This window comes from Actinomadura sp. 7K534, assembly GCF_004348575.1.
Lineage (GTDB): Bacteria > Actinomycetota > Actinomycetes > Streptosporangiales > Streptosporangiaceae > Spirillospora > Spirillospora livida.
This window is the reverse complement of record NZ_SMKB01000066.1, coordinates 1-18,860: the sequence shown is the minus strand read 5'-3', so window position 1 is coordinate 18,860 and position 18,860 is coordinate 1. Positions and strand designations below refer to the sequence as shown.

General features: G+C 73.1%; 22 protein-coding genes. 6 read left to right on the top strand and 16 right to left on the bottom strand.

All coding sequences use genetic code 11. The features are described from left to right. Positions 1 to 11 precede the first annotated feature (11 nt). The 4 genes from E1266_RS15720 to E1266_RS15705 all read right to left on the bottom strand — a co-directional run bounded on the left by E1266_RS15720 (position 12) and on the right by E1266_RS15705 (position 4,348). Positions 12 to 1,616, bottom strand: coding sequence for an ABC transporter permease (locus E1266_RS15720; protein WP_132047538.1), 1,605 nt, complete (start codon positions 1,614 to 1,616; stop codon positions 12 to 14). Further along, positions 1,613 to 2,524 carry an ABC transporter ATP-binding protein gene (locus tag E1266_RS15715; protein WP_132047536.1) on the bottom strand — a complete coding sequence of 304 codons (912 nt, stop codon included), beginning with the start codon at positions 2,522 to 2,524 and terminating at the stop codon, positions 1,613 to 1,615. Before E1266_RS15715 ends, E1266_RS15720 begins: the two co-directional genes overlap by 4 nt. Beyond that, on the bottom strand, positions 2,521 to 3,189 hold the full coding sequence (locus E1266_RS39880; RefSeq protein ID WP_132047534.1) for a TetR/AcrR family transcriptional regulator: 669 nt from the start codon (positions 3,187 to 3,189) through the stop codon (positions 2,521 to 2,523). Before E1266_RS39880 ends, E1266_RS15715 begins: the two co-directional genes overlap by 4 nt. Before the next feature lie 82 nt (positions 3,190 to 3,271). Next, positions 3,272 to 4,348, bottom strand: a complete 1,077-nt coding sequence (locus E1266_RS15705) for a trypsin-like peptidase domain-containing protein (protein ID WP_243718447.1) — start codon at positions 4,346 to 4,348, stop codon at positions 3,272 to 3,274. A gap of 192 nt (positions 4,349 to 4,540) precedes the next feature. On the opposite strand from E1266_RS15705, the gene E1266_RS15700 reads away from it, so the two are divergent. Continuing rightward, positions 4,541 to 4,897 (top strand): helix-turn-helix transcriptional regulator, encoded by a 357-nt coding sequence (locus E1266_RS15700; RefSeq protein ID WP_229808361.1) that lies wholly within the window; start codon positions 4,541 to 4,543, stop codon positions 4,895 to 4,897. Between the two features lie 174 nt (positions 4,898 to 5,071). Here the strand turns inward: E1266_RS15700 and E1266_RS15695 are convergent, their stop codons facing one another. The 8 genes from E1266_RS15695 to E1266_RS15660 are packed head-to-tail and all read right to left on the bottom strand — an operon-like array spanning position 5,072 to position 11,631. Beyond that, entirely contained in the window at positions 5,072 to 5,281 is a 210-nt protein-coding gene (locus E1266_RS15695) for a hypothetical protein (RefSeq protein WP_132047532.1), read from the bottom strand. Continuing rightward, positions 5,281 to 5,904: a DUF5947 family protein gene (locus E1266_RS15690; protein WP_132047530.1), complete on the bottom strand. Its 624-nt coding sequence runs from the start codon at positions 5,902 to 5,904 to the stop codon at positions 5,281 to 5,283. The genes E1266_RS15695 and E1266_RS15690 overlap by 1 nt, the downstream gene beginning before the upstream one ends. Then, positions 5,901 to 6,455: a NifU family protein gene (locus E1266_RS15685; protein WP_132047528.1), complete on the bottom strand. Its 555-nt coding sequence runs from the start codon at positions 6,453 to 6,455 to the stop codon at positions 5,901 to 5,903. Before E1266_RS15685 ends, E1266_RS15690 begins: the two co-directional genes overlap by 4 nt. Next, complete coding sequence (locus E1266_RS15680; RefSeq protein WP_132047526.1) at positions 6,448 to 8,241, bottom strand: nickel-dependent hydrogenase large subunit; 1,794 nt, start codon at positions 8,239 to 8,241, stop codon at positions 6,448 to 6,450. Before E1266_RS15680 ends, E1266_RS15685 begins: the two co-directional genes overlap by 8 nt. A gap of 32 nt (positions 8,242 to 8,273) precedes the next feature. Beyond that, positions 8,274 to 9,311 carry a hydrogenase expression protein HypE gene (locus E1266_RS15675; RefSeq protein ID WP_243718446.1) on the bottom strand — a complete coding sequence of 346 codons (1,038 nt, stop codon included), beginning with the start codon at positions 9,309 to 9,311 and terminating at the stop codon, positions 8,274 to 8,276. Between the two features lie 10 nt (positions 9,312 to 9,321). Continuing rightward, positions 9,322 to 9,669 (bottom strand): hydrogenase/urease maturation nickel metallochaperone HypA, encoded by a 348-nt coding sequence (locus E1266_RS15670; RefSeq protein ID WP_243718445.1) that lies wholly within the window; start codon positions 9,667 to 9,669, stop codon positions 9,322 to 9,324. A 7-nt stretch (positions 9,670 to 9,676) separates the two neighbouring features. After that, a complete protein-coding gene (locus E1266_RS15665; protein ID WP_132047522.1) occupies positions 9,677 to 10,222 on the bottom strand; it encodes a hydrogenase maturation protease in 546 nt (181 codons plus the stop codon). Continuing rightward, the gene (locus E1266_RS15660) at positions 10,219 to 11,631 is read right to left on the bottom strand and encodes a hypothetical protein (RefSeq protein WP_132047566.1); all 1,413 of its coding nucleotides are present in this window, start codon (positions 11,629 to 11,631) and stop codon (positions 10,219 to 10,221) included. The genes E1266_RS15665 and E1266_RS15660 overlap by 4 nt, the downstream gene beginning before the upstream one ends. Before the next feature lie 206 nt (positions 11,632 to 11,837). Between E1266_RS15660 and E1266_RS15655 the strand changes: the two genes are divergently transcribed. Beyond that, a complete protein-coding gene (locus E1266_RS15655) occupies positions 11,838 to 12,383 on the top strand; it encodes a hypothetical protein (protein ID WP_207945667.1) in 546 nt (181 codons plus the stop codon). Here E1266_RS15655 and E1266_RS15650 read toward each other — a convergent pair. After that, positions 12,322 to 12,918, bottom strand: coding sequence for a TetR/AcrR family transcriptional regulator (locus E1266_RS15650; RefSeq protein WP_132047520.1), 597 nt, complete (start codon positions 12,916 to 12,918; stop codon positions 12,322 to 12,324). The two genes, E1266_RS15655 and E1266_RS15650, sit on opposite strands and share 62 nt — an antisense overlap. Before the next feature lie 23 nt (positions 12,919 to 12,941). Between E1266_RS15650 and E1266_RS15645 the strand changes: the two genes are divergently transcribed. Continuing rightward, positions 12,942 to 13,937 (top strand): NAD(P)-dependent oxidoreductase, encoded by a 996-nt coding sequence (locus tag E1266_RS15645; protein WP_279436324.1) that lies wholly within the window; start codon positions 12,942 to 12,944, stop codon positions 13,935 to 13,937. A 19-nt stretch (positions 13,938 to 13,956) separates the two neighbouring features. Here E1266_RS15645 and E1266_RS15640 read toward each other — a convergent pair whose 3' ends face one another. Further along, the gene (locus tag E1266_RS15640; RefSeq protein ID WP_132047516.1) at positions 13,957 to 14,772 is read right to left on the bottom strand and encodes a TIGR00730 family Rossman fold protein; all 816 of its coding nucleotides are present in this window, start codon (positions 14,770 to 14,772) and stop codon (positions 13,957 to 13,959) included. Next, the gene (gene dapE, locus E1266_RS15635) at positions 14,769 to 15,845 is read right to left on the bottom strand and encodes a succinyl-diaminopimelate desuccinylase (RefSeq protein WP_132047514.1); all 1,077 of its coding nucleotides are present in this window, start codon (positions 15,843 to 15,845) and stop codon (positions 14,769 to 14,771) included. Before dapE ends, E1266_RS15640 begins: the two co-directional genes overlap by 4 nt. A gap of 31 nt (positions 15,846 to 15,876) precedes the next feature. On the opposite strand from dapE, the gene E1266_RS15630 reads away from it, so the two are divergent. Further along, a complete protein-coding gene (locus E1266_RS15630) occupies positions 15,877 to 16,548 on the top strand; it encodes a 4'-phosphopantetheinyl transferase superfamily protein (RefSeq protein ID WP_132047564.1) in 672 nt (223 codons plus the stop codon). Between the two features lie 28 nt (positions 16,549 to 16,576). Here E1266_RS15630 and E1266_RS15625 read toward each other — a convergent pair whose 3' ends face one another. Beyond that, a complete protein-coding gene (locus E1266_RS15625) occupies positions 16,577 to 17,413 on the bottom strand; it encodes a 2,3,4,5-tetrahydropyridine-2,6-dicarboxylate N-succinyltransferase (RefSeq protein ID WP_132047512.1) in 837 nt (278 codons plus the stop codon). A gap of 44 nt (positions 17,414 to 17,457) precedes the next feature. Between E1266_RS15625 and E1266_RS15620 the strand changes: the two genes are divergently transcribed. Then, on the top strand, positions 17,458 to 18,384 hold the full coding sequence (locus E1266_RS15620) for a hypothetical protein (RefSeq protein ID WP_243718443.1): 927 nt from the start codon (positions 17,458 to 17,460) through the stop codon (positions 18,382 to 18,384). Between the two features lie 82 nt (positions 18,385 to 18,466). After that, positions 18,467 to 18,860: serine/threonine-protein kinase (locus E1266_RS15615; protein ID WP_132047510.1), on the top strand; the 394-nt coding region annotated here is incomplete at its 3' end.

Below are 18,860 nucleotides of genomic sequence, written 5' to 3'. Positions count from 1 at the left end.
CGGGCGCCCCGCTAGTGGGCGGCGATGTCCCTGCGCCGGAAGCCGAGCATGCCCGCGGCGGACAGGACGGCGGTCAGCGCCACCAGCCAGGCGAAGGGCACGGCGGTGAACGCGGCGCCGGGGAGCTTCGGGACGTGGGTGAACGGCGAGACGTTCAGCACCCACTGGTCAAGGTCGAGCGCAGGGCCGAACATCGTGATCACGATGAACGCCCCGACCGCGGCCCAGACCGCGCCGGTGAACCGGGGCGCCAGCCCGAACAGGGCGAGCGCGAGCGCCGCGACCAGCCAGACGGCGGGCAGCTGCGCCAGCGCCGCCACGAGCACCCGCGGCAGCTCGCGGCCGACGTCGCCGACGTTCAGCCCGTGCGCCAGCCCGGCGGCGGTGCCCGCGACGGCCATCGCGGCGGCGGGCCCCAGCAGGGCGAACACCAGGTGCCCGGCCGCCCACCGCAGCCGGGTGGCCGCCGTGGCGAGCAGCGGCTCGGCGCGCCGGCCGGTCTCCTCCGTCCGCATGCGCAGCGTGGCGGAGACCGCGTAGGCGGCGGCGATCAGCCCGAGGATGCCCATCGCCGAGGCGAAGAAGGCGTCGGTGATGCCGGACTGCCCGCCGAGGGTCCTGAAGAACTCCGCCAGCTCGGGGCTGTCCCGCATCATGTCGCGCACTCCGCCGGCGACGGCGCCGTACACGACGCCCAGCGCGGCGAACCCGGCGAGCCAGCCGTACAGGGCCCGGCTGTGGAGCCGCCACCCGAGTCCGAAGGGGCCGGACAAGCGCGGTGCGGCGCCCGCGGGCCCGAGCTTCGGCGGCAGGATGCCCGCGCCGACGTCGCGGCGGGCCGAGAGCGCCGCGGCCGCCGCCATCAGCGCCGCGACGAGCACCGCGACCAGGGCGAACGTCCACCAGCGCTCTCCGCCGTAGGGACGCGCCCGCTGCGCCCAGCCGAACGGGGAGAGCCAGCCGAGCCAGGACAGCGCGTTGCCCTCGCCGCCGACGTCGGCGGCCATCCGGACGACGAACGCGCCGCCGAGCGCGCCGACGGCCGCTCCCCTGGCCGCGCCGGCGCCCTCGCTGAGCTGGGCGGTGATGCCGGCGACCGCCGCGAACACGCAGCCCCCGGCCGCGAACTGGAGGCCGAAGGCCAGCGACCCGGCGAGCGGCAGGCCCTGGGCGGCCATGCCCGCGGCGAGCAGCACGGCGATGGCGAGGTTGGCGGCCAGCGTGACGGCGAGCGCGGCGGCCAGGCCCGCGCCGCGGCCGGTGACGGTGGCGCCGAGCAGCTCGCGGCGCCCGGCCTCCTCCTCGGCCCGGGTGTGCCGGACGACCGTCAGCGCGCTGATGACGCCGATCACGACGGGCATGAACCCGGCGCGCTGGGCGACGATGCCGCCGATGTCACCGCTGTACAGCGGCCCGTAGAGCGCCAGGAACGTCGGGTTCGTCCCCGTGGTCCCCGCGTACTGGAGCCGGTCGGCGGCCGCGGGGAGCAGCGCCTCGGTGGCGGGGACGAGGTTGACCGTCACCAGGGCGGGCGCCAGCACCCACAGGGGGAGGAGGAACCGGTCGCGCCGCAGCACGAGCCTGATCAGCCCCCACGTGCCCGCGAGCGCCGTCATGTCGCGGCCTTCTCGGCGAGTTCGTCCTTGTAGTGCCGCAGGAACAGCTCCTCCAGCGTCGGCGGGCGGCTGACCAGGCTCCGGACGCCGACCTCGGTGAGGCTGCGCAGCGCGTCGTCCAGCCGGGGCGTGTCCACCTCGAACCGGATGGTCGTCCCGTGTATCTCGACGTCGTGGGCGCCCGGCAGCGGGAGCCCGTCCGGCGGGGCCGCCAGCTCGGCGTGGATCGAGGTGCGCGTCAGGTGCCGCAGCTCGTCCAGGGTGCCGGACTCGACCGCGGCGCCCTTCCGGATGATCGTGACCCGGTCGCACAGCGCCTCGACCTCGGACAGGATGTGGCTGGACAGCAGGACGGTGCGCCCCTCGTCCCGCGCCTCGCGGACGCACCGCTGGAAGACCTCCTCCATGAGGGGGTCGAGGCCGGAGGTGGGCTCGTCCAGGAGCAGCAGCTCGGCGTCGGAGGCCAGGGCGGCGACGAGGCCGACCTTCTGCCGGTTGCCCTTGGAGTAGGCGCGGCCCTTCTTTCGCGGGTCGAGCTCGAACCGCTCCAGCAGCTCGGCCTTGCGGCGCTCGTCGGTCCCGCCGCGCATCCGGCCGAGCAGGTCGATCACCTCGCCGCCGGACAGGTTCGGCCACAGCGTCACGTCACCGGGGACGTAGGCGAGCCGGCGGTGCAGTTCGGCGGCGTCGCGCCAGGGGTCGCCGCCGAGCAGCCGTGCCGTGCCCGCGTCCGCGCGCAGCAGGCCGAGCAGGACCCTGATGGCGGTCGACTTCCCGGAGCCGTTCGGGCCCAGGAAGCCGTGCACCTCGCCTTGCCGGACGGTCAGGTCCAGGCCGTCCAGTGCGCGGGTGCGGCCGAAGTTCTTGACCAGGCCGGACACCTCGACGGGGGGTTGGTTCGCTGTCACCGGTCCTCCTCGGCGGGGGGTCGCAGGCCCTCCGCGATCATGGTCTTCAGGGCGCGGCGGGTCTGCTCGACCAGCTCGGGGGTGAGGAGCCGGTCGTCCAGGACGTCGATCATCGCGAGGGCGAGCCGGGGGTAGCCGTCGCCCAGCAGGACGTCGCCGCCGAGGGCGCGGGAGAGGTGCTCGTTGAGCACGATCACCCCGAAGCTGATGGCGGTCATGACGGCGGCGTAGGCGTGCAGATCGTCGGTCTCGGCCTTGGCCATCCCGGGGGTCCCCTGGCCGAGGACCTCCTCGCTGAACTTCACGGCGTCGTCGAACAGCGTGCGGGCGGCCTCGGAGTCGTCGGCCAGGGTGCGCGCCAGGTAGAGCTGGATGGGCCGGGCCGTCCGCATGGCGATCGACAGGAAGTCCGGGCTGCCCATGCCGCCGGCGAGCGCGTCCCGCTTGATCTCGCGGATGCTCTCGATGACGTGCCCGTCGCACGCCCGGCGCAGCGCCTCCTTCGTCCCGAAGTGGTGCTGGACCAGCGCGGGCGACACCCCGGCGGCCTTCGCGATCCCGCGGATCGTCGCGCCCTTGGCGCCGTGCTCCGCGAACTCCAGCAGCGCCGCGTCCCTGATCCGGGCGCGCCCGGTCAGGTCCTCGGGCCGCGCTCCTCGTGCCATCCCGCCCACCTGTACGCATGTTCAGCAGACTGTACGTTCGTACACTGTACTCCTGTACAGGCGCGGGCGTCCAGGACGGGGGTCAGCCGCCCCCGGGGAGCTCGCCGAGCGTCACCTTGACCTCCTCCTTCGAGCCGTCCTGCTTCTGGATCTCGACCGGCACGGTGTCGCCGGGGTCGAGGTTCGCCAGGACGCTGGTCAGCGCCGTCTGGTCCGGCGTCGGGGTGCCGTTCACCGACAGGATCAGATGGCCGGGCTCGATGCCCGCCTTGGCGGCGCCGCTGTTCCGCGTGACCTCCACCACGGCGACCGCGGACCCCTGGCCGCTCTCCGGGTCGATGAGCGTCCGCACCACCACGCCGAGCGCCGCCCGGCCCGAGCTGGAGACCTCGCCGGACCTGATGAGCTGCGGGACGATCCGCTTGACGGTGTCGCTCGGCGTCGCGAACCCGATGCCGGGCGCCGCTCCCCCGGCCCCCGGGTCCTGGGCGGCGGCGGTCGGGACGCCGATGACCTCGCCGTTGAGCGTGACGAGGGCGCCGCCGCTGTTGCCCGGGTTGATCGGCGCGCTCGTCTGGATCGCGTCGGCGATGGTCGAGCCGGAGAAGTCGCCCTCGCCCTGGGTCGAGACCGTCCGGTGCAGCGCCGACACGATGCCGTTGGTCACGCTTCCGGCCAGGCCCAGCGGGTTGCCCATGGCCAGGACCATCTGCCCGACCTCCACCTTGGTGGAGTCGCCCCACGCGGCCGCCTTGAGGGAGCCGCCGTCCACCTTGACCACCGCCAGGTCGTCAGGGGCGAAAGCGCCCACGAGACTGGCCTTCTGCGGTGAGCCTCCGCTGGACGCCGTGACCCGTATCTCCCGCGCCCCGGCCACCACGTGGGCGTTGGTGACGATATGGCCCTGGTCGTCGAACACGACCCCCGAACCCTCTCCCCCGCCCGTATCGATCTTCACCACCGAGGGCAGCACGGTGTCGACGACCCGCTCGAACTGCGCCTGCACCTCGGCCGCCGCTCCCGTCGCCGCCACCGGGGTCGGGGTCGGGGCCGCCCCGGCAGTCTCGCCCGCATCGCCGTCGCCGCCGCCGCTGCATCCGGCCGCCAGGAGCAGGCCCATCGCCGCCGCGCACGCTTTCACGCTCGTGTTCCGGTTCACGTTGCACCTCCGACGGAGTGGTTCCCGCGTCGCGGAGAACAGGCATGGAACCGGTCAGGACTTCGCCATGGCGCAGGGGGGATTTCGGAATGCGGCGTTAGGGGCCCGGCGGAACGGAAAGCCGTTCTTCGGGGTCACCGCCGTCGGAGCGCAGCGAGGAGTGGAATGGTGTGCGGCAGCGAGATCCGTGGCATGCTCCAGCCCTTCCTGCTCCTGCTGATCTACCAGCGGCCGGACCACGGCTACGAGCTGATCGAGCGGCTCGCCAGGATGGGCGTCGCGGACGTCGAGCCGGGGCACGCCTACCGGGTGCTGCGCGGCCTGGAGCGGGAGCGGCTGCTGACGTCGAGCTGGGTCCCCTCGGACGCGGGGCCCGCCCGCCGGCGCTACGAGCTGACGGCGGAGGGCCTCACCGAGCTGCGGGCGCGGATGTCGGGCCTGGCCCGGTTCGGGACCGTCCTCGATTCGTTCCTGCTGCTGTGGAGGGAGAAGCCGGATCCGCCCGCTTCTCCCCCCGCCCCGGTCGACGCGCGGGTGGATTCGCGCTAGCGCGCTCTCACCCGCGCTCTCACCCGCGCTCTCGCATGTGCTCTCACATGCGGGTCATCCGGATGTAGCGGCGCATCGCCGGCCATTCCCGCCAGATCATCGCGGCGAATCCGGCGCCGGCCACGCAGGCCGTCGCGATCATTGCCTTCCGCATTTCCTCCCCCCTCCCTCGGCTCAGCCGGGCGGCACGTTGGGCATGCTCGGCAGGATCGGATCGCGCCTGCCGGCGCGGATCCCGGTCGAGCGCCGCGAGTCGGCGGTGCCGTCCTCGTGGTGCCCGACCTCGTTCTTGTAGGCGCCCTTCGCGTTGCCCTGGCGGACGCCCTTGACGTGCGAGGGCGCGTCCGGCTTCACGTCCGGCTTCCCCACGCGGATCTCGGCCATCAGTGCTCCTTCGTCCCTGGTGAGTTCGTCTCTGTCAGGTCCCTGAAGAACGCGTCGATGTCGTCCCACACCCGGTCTCCCCCGGACAGGCCCGTCCATGACCGCCTGATCACGGCGACGAGCCGGTAGCAGTCGTCGATCGGCACGAGCCACTGCTCGTCGGCGCCGCGCACCGTGTTGACCAGCAGCGCCTCGACGCCGGGGCGCAGCTCCGCGAGCCGCGGGGCGCGGGCGGTCACGTCCGCCCAGGTGCCCGGGTCCACGGTCCACTCGGTGGCGCCCATGGGGCTCGGGTAGCGGGCGGTGACGGAACCGTCCGGTCCGGCCGTGAAGAACGCCAGCCCGACCGGGACGCCGAGCTCCGCGGCGGGCACCCCGCGGAGCCTCTCCCGGCGCCGGGGGACGAGCCGGTAGTGGCCGTATCCGGCGCCCTCCCGCTCGAACAGGAGGCCGCACGCGCGGCAGGCGCAGAGCAGCTCGCCCTTGCTCTCGTCCAGGACGTGGGCGTGCGGCTCCGGCGCGGGCGCGTCGCAGAGGCCGCAGGTGTCGGCCTCCTCGCGCGCCGCCGGACCCGCGGCGGCGGACGCCCGCCGGATCGCCCGGTCGAGAGCCCCGGACCTCACGCGGCACCGTCCGCCGCGGCCGCGGGCGGCCGCATCAGCGCGTCGACCGGGACGAACGCCGCCGGGGCCTTCGGGGCCACGAGCTCCACCCCGGCCAGCTCCGGGGCGGCCGCCAGCACGGCCTCCCGGACGAGTTCCCCGGCGGTCTCCGCGCCGCCCCCGCAGCCGCCGCCCTTCAGCCCGACCCGTGCCGTCCCCGCCTCGATGCCGACGAGGTCGACCTCGAAGCCCTGCCGGTTCAGGCGCGGCCGGAGACCGTCCAGGGTCCGGGCGACGCGCCGCTCGACCGGCTCGGGATGGATGCCGTGGAGCACGAGCAGGTGGCCGACGAGGTCGTCCTCCACCAGGGCCTCGGCAGCGGCCGTGGGGATGTGCTCCATCACCCGCGCCAAGGCCTCGCCGTAGACCTCGGTCAGCATGGCGACCGAGTCGAGGGCGGTCTCGGCCGTCGCGCCGGGCGTCTGCTCCAGCCGGCCCAGTGTCTCGTCCAGCCGGGCCAGCCGGTCGGCCACCTCCCCCTCGTCCAGGCGGGATCGCGGCCCGTCATTCATGGGTCGCACCGAACATCGGCGAGTGGATCTTCTTCAGCGTCCGCCCGCCGCCGACGTACATGTGGACGCCGCACGGCAGGCACGGGTCGAAGCTGCGGACGGCGCGCATGATGTCGACGCCCTTGAACTCGTCCGGGCCGTTCTCCTCGAAGATCGGCATGTCCTGGACGGCGTCCTCGTACGGGCCGGGCGTGCCGTAGATGTCGCGCGGGCTGGCGTTCCACGGCGTCGGCGGGTACGGGTGGTAGTTCGCGATCTTCTTGTCCTTGATGACGAGGTGGTGGGACAAGACCCCGCGCACCGCCTCGTGGAACCCGCAGCCGATCGCCTCGTCGGGGACCTCGAAGTCGTCGAAGACCCGGGTGTCCCCGTCGTGGACGCGGCCGAGCGCCTGCTCGACGAAGTACACCGCCATCGCCGCCGCGTAGGCGATGAAGTAGCCGCGGGCCCGGTCGCGCTCCAGGGCGTTGGACCACTTCGGGATGCGCCATTCCAGCGTCATCTCCGGCAGCCGCTCGCCCTTCGGCAGGTTGATCTGGACGCTGGACCCGGTCGACTTCACGTACGGGGTGTCGACCAGCCCGGCCAGCGCGGTGGTGTAGAGCCGCGCGAACGGGCCGCCGCCGGTGTCCAGCGCGAGGTGCTCCCCGGTCTGCGGGTGCAGCCAGCGCGGGCTCATCACCCAGGAGTACTTGTCATTGAAGTCGCGCTTCTGCGGAACCGGGACCGTGGTCTGGTTCCACGGGTGCCGCATGTCGACCGGGTTCCCGAGCGGGTCGAGGGTGACGAACGGGTCCTCGTTCACCCAGTCGTCGTAGTAGGAGCTGCCCAGCAGGATGCGCATGCCGAGGTTGATGTCGACCAGGTTCGTGGTGAGCAGCTCGCCGTCGATGACGATGCCGGGGGTGACGTACATCGCCTTGCCCCACCGGTCCATCGTCTCGTACCGGTAGTCGACCACCGCCGGGTCCTGGAAGGCGCCCCAGCAGCCGAGCATGACGCGGCGGCGCCCGACCTCCTCGTAGCCCGGCAGCGCCTCGTAGAAGAAGTCGAAGACGTCGTCGTTCATCGCGACGGCCTTCTTGACGAAGTCGACGATGCCGATCAGCCGGGACAGGTAGTCGGTGAACAGGGTCGGGGTCGGCATCGTCCCGACGCCGCCCGGGTAGACGGTCGAGGGGTGCACGTGCCGCCCCTCCATCAGGCAGAACATCTCCCGGGTCGTGCGGCTGATCTGCAGGGCCTCCTTGTAGACCGCCCCCTCGAACGGGTTGAACGCCTCCATGATCTCGGCGATCGTCCGGTACCCGTGGACGGCCGCGTTCGGCGCGTCGGTGGTCTTCGCCTTCTTCAGCACGCTCGGGTTGGTGTCCTTGACCATCGCCTCGCAGAAGTCGACGAAGACGAGGTTGTCCTGGAAGAGCGTGTGGTCGAACATGTACTCGGCCGCTTCGCCGAGGTTGAGGATCCACTCGGCGAGCGGCGGGTTCTTGATGCCGTACGCCATGTTCTGCGCGTACACCGAGCACGTGGTGTGGTTGTCGCCGCAGATGCCGCAGATCCGGCTGGTGATGAAGCCCGCGTCGCGGGGGTCCTTGCCCTTCATGAACACCGAGTAGCCGCGGAACAGCGAGGACGTGCTGTGGCACTCGGCGACCCGCCGGTTCGCGAAGTCGATCTTGGTGTAGATGCCGAGGTTGCCGATGATGCGGGTGATCGGGTCCCACGACATCTCCACGAGCTGCCCGGGTTCGGTCCCGGCGGGCCTCGGCGCGGTCTTCGCCATCGATGTGTCCTCTCTGACTGCTCGGGTTGGGGCTAGGGCCGCCAGCGCGGGTTGTAGCCACTGGTCAGCACCTCGCGGTTGTGGTGCCACCGGGGTTCCTTGTTCGCGGTCGCGTTGGTGAGGCCGCGCATCCGGCGGATGAAGGCGCCGTACGGTTTGATCAGCGTCGTGGACAGGCTGCCGCCGGGCGGGGCGTCCATGAACGGCATGAACTTGTCCGGGAAGCCCGGCATGGTGCAGGCGATGCAGATGCCGCCGACGTTCGGGCAGCCGCCGACGCCGCCCATCCAGCCGCGCTTGGGGACGTTGCAGTTCACCACCGGACCCCAGCAGCCGATCTTCACCTGGCACTTCGGCGAGTTGTAGTCCTTGGAGAAGTCGGCCTGCTCGTAGTAGGCCGCGCGGTCGCAGCCCTCGTGGACCGTCTTGCCGAAGATCCACTGCGGCCGGAGCATGTCGTCCAGCGGCGGTGGCGGCGCGCCGCCCGCCGCGTGCTGGAGCACCCAGGTGAGCGTCTCCATGAAGTTCTCGGGCTGGACCGGGCAGCCGGGGACGTTGACGATCGGCAGTCCGCCCGCCGACCGGAAGTCCCACCCGAGGTAGTCGGCGAGCCCCATGCACCCGGTCGGGTTGCCCGCCATCGCGTGGATGCCGCCGTACGTCGCGCACGTGCCGGCCGCGACGACCGCCCACGCCCGCGGCGCGAGCCGGTCGAGCCACCAGTCGAGCGTCACCGGCTCCCCGGTCTCCGGGTCGTTGCCGAACGACGACCAGTGCCCGTCCCCGTTGATCTTCTCGTTGGGAACGGAGCCCTCCAGCACGAAGATGAACGGCTCCAGCTCACCGCGGGCCGCCGCCCGGAACGGGGCCAGGAAGTCCTCGCCGCCCTGCGTCGGCGACAGCACCTTGTTGTACAGGTGCACCTTCGGCAGTCCCGGGATGAGCCCGTTGACCACGTCCTCGATCGAGGGCTGCCCCGACGCGGTGATCGACACGGTGTCGCCGTCGCAGCTCATGCCCTCCGAGATCCACAGGATGTGGATCTCCTTGAACCCGTTCTCGCCGTTCACGTGTGCCTCCTCAGTCGCGGGCCGGCTCAGCGGCCGGCGCGTCCACGGTGATCGACTCCAGGACGACGTCCTCCCGCCCGGCGCTCCGCACGTCGACGGACCCGCACGCCGGGCACGCCGCCAGCGCCGTGGCGGAGTTCACCGGGGTCCGGGCGCCGCAGCGGTCGCAATGCACCGAGAGCGGCTCCAGCACCAGGTCGAGCGCGGCGTCCTCGGCCGCGGTGCCCGCGGCGGCGACCCGCACGCCCTGCTCGATCACCTCCGGGTCGACCGGGTGGCCGCCGACGCGGACCCGCATGCCCCGCACCGGGCGGCCGTCCGCCCGCCGGAGGGCCGCCTCGACGATCCCCTCGCACATCCCCGCCTCATGCATTGGTCCGCTCCACTTCCCTGTTCGCTTCGTCCCGGGCCAGGTCCGCGACGAGCCGGACGGCGTCGTCCAGCGCGGCGCGCACGGGCTCGGACAGCTCCATCCGCTCCTCCAGGACGGCGGGCCGGCAGCCCACCACGAGGACGCGGCCGATCTCGCCGCCGAGCCGCCGCAGCAGCCGCAGCACGGCCGTCGGGTTCATGCCGTGCCCGTCGACGGCCGGGGGGCCGAGGGGGTCGGCGAAGTCCGCGCCGGCGACCGCGTCGTCCACGGCGGCCGCGTCCACGTGGATGACGGCGAGGGTGCCGGGCGGGCCCTCGACGCGCACCGCGTCCACCATGATCAGCGTGTCGTGCCGGCCTTCCAGCAGCTCGTAGGCCAGGTGGACGCCGCGGATGCCGTAGTCGGCGACCCGCACGCCGTCCGGGAGCGCGCCCCCGTCCGGCGGGCCGTCCCGCAGGATGCGCCGGGCGACCTCCACGCCGAAGCCGTCGTCGGCGAGGAACACGTTGCCGATCCCGGCGACGAGCACCCGGCTCACCGCGGTTCCCCGTCCGCGGCGGCGGGCAGGGGCTCGACCTCGTCGGGGGCGAAGTACCGGAACCGCCCGTACCACTGGTTGAGGTCGGCGGCCGGGTCGTCCTCGACGGTGACCGCGAGGTGCGTGCCGTCGTCCACGTCGGTCATCACCGCCTCGACCAGCGCGGTCCTGCCGTCCAGGAACCGGTCCTGGGGGTCGGTGCCGCGGGTCCTCGGCCGCAGCCGCACCCGGCTCCCCTTCGCGACGGGCACCCCGGCGACCACGACCCCGGCGCCGTCGCTCTCCGGCAGCGGCGTGCGGATCGTGCCGTGCAGGCGGGCGAACGCCTCCGGCGACAGGGACTCCGTCCGGTCCAGGATCGCGGCGGCCCGCGGGTCGGTGCCGCGCGCCTCGCGCTTCTCCTCGTCGGTGAGCGTGAGCGTCCGCAACGAGAGGATCTCGTCGATCTCCGTCGCGTCGTGCAGGTCGCCGGGGCTCTCCGGGGCGACCTGCGGGTGGTCGTACAGGAGGATCGGCGAGGACAGGACGGCGTGCCGGTCGCCCGGCTCTCCGGTGAGCACGGGGAAGGTGTGGACGTTCACGCACTCCCTGGCCGCCGCGGCGGCCCATTCGGGCGGGTCCAGGAGGGAGAGGAACGCCCCGTCGTCGGTGCCGAGCAGGACGTGGCAGGCGAGCAGCGATCGGCACAGGGCCTCGTCGCGGGGCGCGTCCGCCGCCGTCGCCGCGTCCGTGTTGGCGATGTGCACGCGGAGCAGGTCGGCACGGGGCAGGTCAGCACGGGGCAGGTCGGCACGGGTCAGGTCGGCACGGGGCGGGGCCTCGCCGGGTGCCGCGGGCGGGGTCGCCGACAGCGTCACGACGGCCGTCAGGGGCCACCGCCTGCGGACCGCGCGTCCGACGACGCGGCCCTCGTCGTCGAGGATCGGGGCGGTGTCCTCGCCCCCGGGTGCGCGCAGCTCGAACTTCTGCTCCCCGGCCCGCAGATCCCGCAGCGGGATCCGGAAGTCGAACTCCTGCGGCACGGCCTCGTCGAAACCGACTTCCATCCGTTCCCCGGCGTTCACGAAATCGGCCGGATGAAAGGACCCTTCCGGAAGCCGCTCTTCCACACTTTTCCGCTGAGTCTGCAGAAACCGGACCCGGCACGTCACCGCGGCGTCGTCGGGCGCGCTGAGCAGGCACTCGGTCTGCTGCCAGGGCGCCTCGGCCGAGCCGGCCACGCTCGTGTCGGTCAGCCCGTGCGCGTCGGCCCAGGCAGGCGGCACGATGACGCCGAACTGCCAGCGCACCCGGTTCTTGCCGGACGAGCGCCGGTAGGGATAGAGCAGGTAGCCCTCGTAGAGGATCGCATCGGCCACAGCGCGGGCGTGCGCGAAACTCCTGGCGACCCTGGCCGGTCCGTTCTCCACCGACACCCCCACCCCTTCCGCAGACGAATGCGCATGCCCGATTCGACGCTTTCGCGCGGCGGGGCAGCACCTCAGCTATAGCAACAGGAAAAGGGGCCCGGTAAGTGACGGCGTCCAGTAAGTGCACGGCTCATATACCGCCTCCCCCGGCCCGGCGCATGTTCGCCGGATCAGGGGGCAGAGATGTCACGCGCAGGGAGGTCGCCATGGGATCGCGGATGCCGGAGCGGAGCACCGGGACGGTCGTCAGGGCCGGGGCGCGGGGCCTCGTCGGCGCCATGGCGATGACCGGGGTGCGGACGGTGACCGCGGCCGTCGGGCCGCGCGAGCAGAGCCCGCCCGAGGCGATCGTGGAGCAGCGCGTGCCGCTCGTCAGCGGGCTGCCCGAGCGGCACGAGGCGGCGGTCACCGAGCTGCTGCACTGGACCTACGGCGCCGCGGGCGGCGCGGCGTACGGGCTCCTGCCGCGCGGCGTCCGGAGCAGGCCCGCCAGCGGCCCCGTCTACGGCCTGCTCATCTGGCTCGGCTTCGAGGTCGGCATCGCCCCGCTGCTCGGCGTCCACCACGCGCACGAGCACGGTGTCGCCTGGCGGGCGGGGACGGCCCTGGACCACCTCCTGTACGGCATCGTCGTCGGCGGGCGGCTCGCCCCCGAACCCCCGTCCGCACGCGGCCGCGCCCGCCGCCCGGTCACTCCGCTTCGGCGGCGCAGGAGTCGAGGTAGGGCGCGAGTTCGCGGACCACGGTCCTGAGCGGGCGGACGCTCTGCTCGGCCCGCGCCATCAGGATCGCCCCCTCCAGCGCGCTGATCATCAACGTGGCGAGCGCCTCCGCCCTGCGGGCCGGGACGCCCATCCCGGCCAGCTCCCGCGCGACGGGGCGGCGCCAGCAGGCGAACGCGGCGGCGGTCGCGGCCCGGGTCGACTCGGCGGAGTCCGCGCAGTCGACCGTCGCCGCGGCCACGGGGCAGCCCCCGGCGAAGCCCGCCGACCGGAACTCGTCGGTCCACTGCTTCGCCATCGCCGCGAAGAGCCTGCCCGGGGTGGGCCGTGACATCGCGGACATGAACCGGGCGACCCGCGCGCTCGCGTAGCGGCCGGCCCACTCCACGGCCTCGTTGACGAGCTGCTCCTTGCCGCCAGGGAAGTAGTGCTGCAGCGAGCCGCGCGGCGCCCCCGCGTGGTCGGCGACCTCCCGGAGGCCGGTGGCCGTGACCCCGTCGCGGCGGATGAGCTGGGCCGCGCTGAAGACCATCCGCTCCCGCGGCCCCCGCTCGGCGCCTCCCATGCCGCCTCCCGACGCTGTTTCACGTGGCTGACGCTGTTTCAAGTGGCTATTGCCAGCTTCACCAGGATCATTATCATGACCGTTGTCATAACTGGCAAGGCCGGCGATCCCGGCCGGAGGCGGTGGTGGACATGGACGTCGGTTTCATCGGGCTAGGCGTCATGGGGCGGCCGATGGCGCTCAACCTCGCCCGCGCGGGCACCCGCCTCGTCGTCTGGAACCGCACCGCCGCCGCGAGCGAGGTGCTGCGGGAAGCGGGGGCGGAGGTGGCCGCGAGCCCCGCGGAGGTGTGCCGGCGCGCGCGGGTCGTGCTGCTCATGCTGGCCGACGGCCCCGCCATCGACGCGGTGCTGGGACGCGGCACTCCCGGGTTCGTGGCGAACGTCGCCGGGCGCGTCATCGTCCACATGGGGACGACGTCGCCCGGCTACTCGCGCGGCCTCGAAACCGACGTGCGGGCCGCCGGGGGCCGGTACGTCGAGGCCCCCGTCTCCGGCTCGCGCGGGCCCGCCGAGACGGGGCGGCTGGTGGCGCTGCTGGCGGGCGAGCCGTCCGCCGTGGAGACCGTCCGCCCGCTGCTCCGGCCGATGTGCCACGAGGCGTTCGTGTGCGGGGCCGTCCCGAGCGCGCTGCTGATGAAGCTGTCGGTCAACCTGTTCCTGATCACGATGGTCACCGGGCTGGTGGAGGCGTTCCACTTCGCCGACCGGAACGGCCTCGACCAGGGGCTCCTCCGGGACGTCCTGGACGCGGGCCCGATGGCGAGCACCGTGTCACGGGCGAAGGCCGGCAAGCTCGTCGACCGCGACTTCACCGTCCAGGCGTCCATCGTCAACGTGCTGGACAACAACCGCCTCGTCGCCGAGGCGGCCCGTGCGTCCGGTGTCGCCTCGCCGCTGCTGGACGCCTGCCACGCCCTCTACCGCGAGACCCTCGCCCTGGGGCACGGCCAGGCGGACATGGCGGCGGTGCTCCACGCGATCGCGTCCCGGACGGCGTCCCACCGCGACACCGGCTGACCCCGCCCGGCCTGCTCGCCTACTCGGCCTGCTCGGCCTCCTGGACCTGCCGGGCGGTCTCCTGCCGGGCGCGGGCCTCGGCGAGCTCCTGCTCGGCGCGGGAGTGGCCCTCGACGATGATGCGGACGGCCTCGTCCGGGTCGTCGGTGAGGTGGACCAGGTCGAGGTCATGGGCGGCGATCTTGCCGGTGGTCAGCATCCGGTCGCGGATCCAGTCCATGAGGCCGCCCCAGAACTCGGTGCCGACCAGCACGATCGGGAACCGGGTGATCTTCCCGGTCTGCACGAGGGTGATCGCCTCGAACACCTCGTCCAGCGTCCCGAACCCGCCGGGCAGGACCACGAACGCCTGCGAGTACTTGACGAACATCGTCTTGCGGACGAAGAAGTAGCGGAACTGCAGCCCGATGTCGACGTGGTCGTTGATGCCCTGCTCGAAGGGCAGCTCGATGCCGAGCCCGACCGACAGGCCGCCGCTCTCGTCGCACCCCTTGTTGGCCGCCTCCATGATCCCCGGGCCGCCGCCGGTGATCACCGCGTAGCCGGCCTCGTGCAGCTTGGCGCCGATCTCCACGCCGAGCTTGTAGTCGGCGGAGTCCGGCTTGGTGCGGGCGCTGCCGAACACGCTGACCGCTTTCGGCAGCTCCGCCAGGAGGCCGAACCCCTCCACGAACTCGGCCTGGATGCGCAGCACGCGCCACGGGTCGGCGTGCACCCAGTCGACGGGGCCGCGGCTGTCCAGCAGCCGCTGGTCGGTGGTGGTCTTGGGGACGGCCCTGCCCCGCAGCGTCGCGGGCCCCTGCCGCCGGAGGGGGGACTGAGGATTCAATGTCATGAGGCCACGTTAACGGGGCCCTCCAGCCACGTGCGCATACGTCGCTCGCACTCCGCTATCAGGGGAATCTCCACGTACTCGTCGCGGGTGTGGGCGAGGGTCGGCTCGCCGGGGCCGTAGTTGACGGCCGGGATTCCGAGCTCGGCGAAGCGCGCGACGTCCGTCCAGCCGAGTTTGGCGCGGACGGCGGCGCCGCTGGCGGCGACGAACGCGGCGGCGGCCGGGTGCGTCAGCCCGGGACGCGCGGCCGACGCGCTGTCGGTGATCTTCACCCCGAAGCCGCGGAAGATTTCCCGGAGGTACGCCTCGGCGTCGGCGGGCGACTTGTCGGGAGCGAAGCGGTAGTTCACCGTGACGACGCACTCGTCGGGGATGACGTTGCCCGCGACGCCGCCGCTGATGAACACGGCGTTCAGGCCCTCGTGGTACTCCAGGCCGTCCACGACCGGGCGGGCCGGCTCGTAGGCGCGCAGGACGTCCAGGATCCGCCCGGCCGCGTGGATCGCGTTGGAGCCCATCCACGCCCGCGCGCTGTGCGCCCGCTCCCCCGTCGCGGTGACCTCGGCGCGCATCGTGCCCTGGCAGCCGCCCTCGATGAGCGCGCCGGTCGGCTCCATCAGCACGGCGAAGTCACCGGCGAGCAGCTCGGGGCGCGTGGCCGCGAGCCGCCGCAGCCCGTTGCGCTCGGCCTCGATCTCCTCGCACTCGTAGAAGACGTAGGTGATGTCGCGCACCGGCTCGGTGAGGGTCGCGGCGAGCCGGAGGGCGACGGCGACGCCGCTCTTCATGTCCGTCGTCCCGCAGCCGTAGAGGCGGTCGCCCTCCACGCGGGACGGCAGGTTGCCGTTCAGCGGCACGGTGTCGAGATGGCCCGCCAGGACGACCCGTTCGTCGCGGCCGAGATCGGTGCGGGCGACGACGTTGTGGCCGTGGCGTTCGACCGTCAGATGCGGGAGGGCGCGCAGCGCCTCCTCGACGGCGTCGGCGAGGGGTCCTTCCGCGCCGCTCACCGACTCGATGTCGACGATCGCCGCCGTGAGGTCCGCGACGTCGGAGAGAAGATCCAGCCCCATGCTCAAGTCCTATCATCGAGTCGTGGTGGAGATGCTGGAGTGCGCCGTCCGTTGGGCGGTCCCCGCCGACGACCCCGAGATGCGGGCGCTGCTCGACGACGGGGAGCGCGAACGCTACGAGCGTTTCATCCGCGCGGAGGACAAGGCCCGGTTCGTCACCGGGCGGTTCCTGGCGCGGACGGCGCTCGCCGAGGTCACCGGCCTGGACCCGCGGGCCATGCGGTTCAGCACCGACTGCCGGCTGTGCGCCGGCACCCACGGCAAGCCGCGCCTCCCCGGCGCCCGCGTCGACTTCTCGCTGTCGCACTCCGGGGACCGGGTCGTCCTCGTCCTCGCCGAGGGCGCCGAGGTCGGCGTGGACGTCGAGCGGGAGAGCGACCGCGACATCGACGGGCTCGCCAAGATGGTCCTCAGCGAGCCCGAGCGGGCGGCGCTGGCGGCCATGCCCGACCGCAGGCGCGGCTTCCACGCCTACTGGAGCCGCAAGGAGGCCTTGCTGAAGGCCACCGGCCACGGCCTCGCCGCCCCGATGACCGCCATCCGCCTCACCGCGCCCGACGAGCCGCCCGAGGTGCTGGAGTGGGACGGCGAGGCGGCGGTCTCGCCGGTCCGGCTGGCCGACCTCACGCCCGGCCCCGGCTACGCCGCCGCGGCCGCCGTCCTCACCGGCCGCCCCCTCAGGATCACCGAGACCCCGCTCTAGCGGACGGCCGGCGCGGAGGCGCCGTCGGTCACGTGTTGATGCCGTGGTCGCGGAGGATGTCGTTGAGGGACGCCTTGTCGTGCCGCTGGCCCTCTTCGAGCCGCTTGAGGATGAGCACGGCCGGGAGCCCGAACGTCCCGCCCTTGAACTCCTTGTAGCGGGTCCCGCCGACGGCGACGCACCAGTCGGGGATGCGGCCCCGGCTGATCTCCTCGCCGGTCTCCACGTCGATGACCGGCATGGACGCCGACAGGTTCGTCCCGGAGCCGACGACGGCGCCCTTCCCGACCCGCGCCCCCTCGACGATCATCGAGCGGCTGCCGATCATCGCCTCGTCCTCGATGATCACGGGCTTGGCGTTCGGCGGTTCCAGCACGCCGCCGATGCCGACGCCGCCGGACAGGTGGACGTTCTTGCCGACCTGCGCGCACGAGCCCACGGTCGCCCACGTGTCGACCATCGTGCCGGAGTCGACGTACGCGCCGATGTTGGTGAACGACGGCATCAGCACCACGCCGGGCGCCAGGTAGGAGCCCCAGCGGGCGATCGCGCCGGGGACGACGCGGACGCCGTCCAGCCGGCTCTTCAGCGGGATGCGGTCGTGGTACCGGAAGTCGCCGACCTGGGAGCGCACCATGCCGAGGACCTTGAAGCTCAGCAGGATCGCCCGCTTGGCCCGCTCGTCGACGACGACTTCGTCGGACGCGGGGTCGATGTGGGCGACGCGGGCCTCGCCGGTGTCGATCTGGTCGACGGCGGCCACGATGGCGGCCCGCGCGTCGGCGTCGTCCGGCGTGAGGTCGGCGCGCCGCTCCCACAGCTCGTCGATGCCGCCGGAGATCGGGCTGGTGAACGTTTCGGTCATGCCTCCTGAGCTTACTGGTGGCCATTCCCCGGTACCGTCTTCGCGTGGCTGTTTGGGCGAGGTTGCGGGGGCACCCCGGGAAGGTGCCCGACGCCGGCGGCGGGCGCCGCCGGCGCGGCGGTTCGGCGTGGGCGGCGGGCCTGGCGGTCGTCGTGGTGCTGCTGGCCGTCGGCGGCTACGCCCTTTTCCAGCGGGCCCGCCCCTACCTGCACGGGTCCGGCTGCGAGGTCACCGCGAGCGCGGGCAAGATGTCCCTGGACCTGGAGCAGGGCGCGAACGCCGCCACGATCGCCGCCGTCGCGTTCCGCAAGCGGCTCCCCGAGCGGGCCGTGGTGATCGCCTACGCGACCGCGATCCAGGAGTCGCACATCCGCAACCTGCCGGGCGGCGACCGCGACTCGGTCGGCATGTTCCAGCAGCGTCCCTCGCAGGGCTGGGGCACCCCCGACAAGCTCCGCGACCCCGTCGTGTCGACCAGCAAGTTCTTCGACGCGCTGGTCCAGGTGAAGGACTATCTCGACCACGACCTCCACATCGCGGCGCAGGAGGTGCAGCGCAGCGCCGACGGCGAGGCCTACGCCCAGCACGAGGACGAGGGCGGGCTGCTCGCGGCGGCGTTCACCGGCCGCGAGCCGGGCACGGCGCGGTGCTGGTTCCCGCCCGACAAGCGGACCGACTCGCGCCGCCCGGACGCGCTCCGGGAGATGCGCCGCGCGTTCGGCAGCAGGCTCCAGGTGAGCGGCCCCGGCGCGCTCGCGGCAGGTGCCGCGTCCGACCCGGAGTCCTGGAACTCGGTGAAGGTCGGCAACGCCCGCGAGGGCTGGGCGGCCGCGACGTGGGCGGTGACGCACGCCCAGGTCTACGGCCTGACCGAGGTCCGCTTCGCGGGCAAGCACTGGCAGGTCGACGCGGGCCACGACGGCTGGACCCCCGACGAGTCCGCCCCGGACGACAACGTCATCATCAAGTGACCGCCTCCTGAGCCGTCTGGACGGGCACCCGCGAACCGGAGATCATTCCCGGTGGGCTGGACGGGTACTCGGTGAGGAGCTCATGCGCGGCGGGCGAGTGCTGGCGGGGCGGTACCGGCTGGACTCGCTGCTCGGCCGCGGCGGCATGGGCGAGGTCTGGCGGGCGACGGACCTGCGGCTGAACCGCACGGTCGCGATCAAGGTGCTCCCCTCGCGCGGCGCGTCCGAGCAGGCCGTGGCGCGGTTCCGGCGCGAGGCCGAGATCGCCGCGAGCCTCCAGCACCCCGGCATCGCGGTCCTGTTCGACACCGACACCGACGACGGGACGCTGTTCCTGGTCATGGAACTGCTGGACGGCACCGACCTGGCCGCGGTCGCCGCCCGCCACCCCCAAGGACTCCCCGTCGCCCGCGCCGTGCCGATCCTGGCCCAACTCGCCGACGCCCTCGCCGAGGCGCATGCCAAGGGTGTGGTGC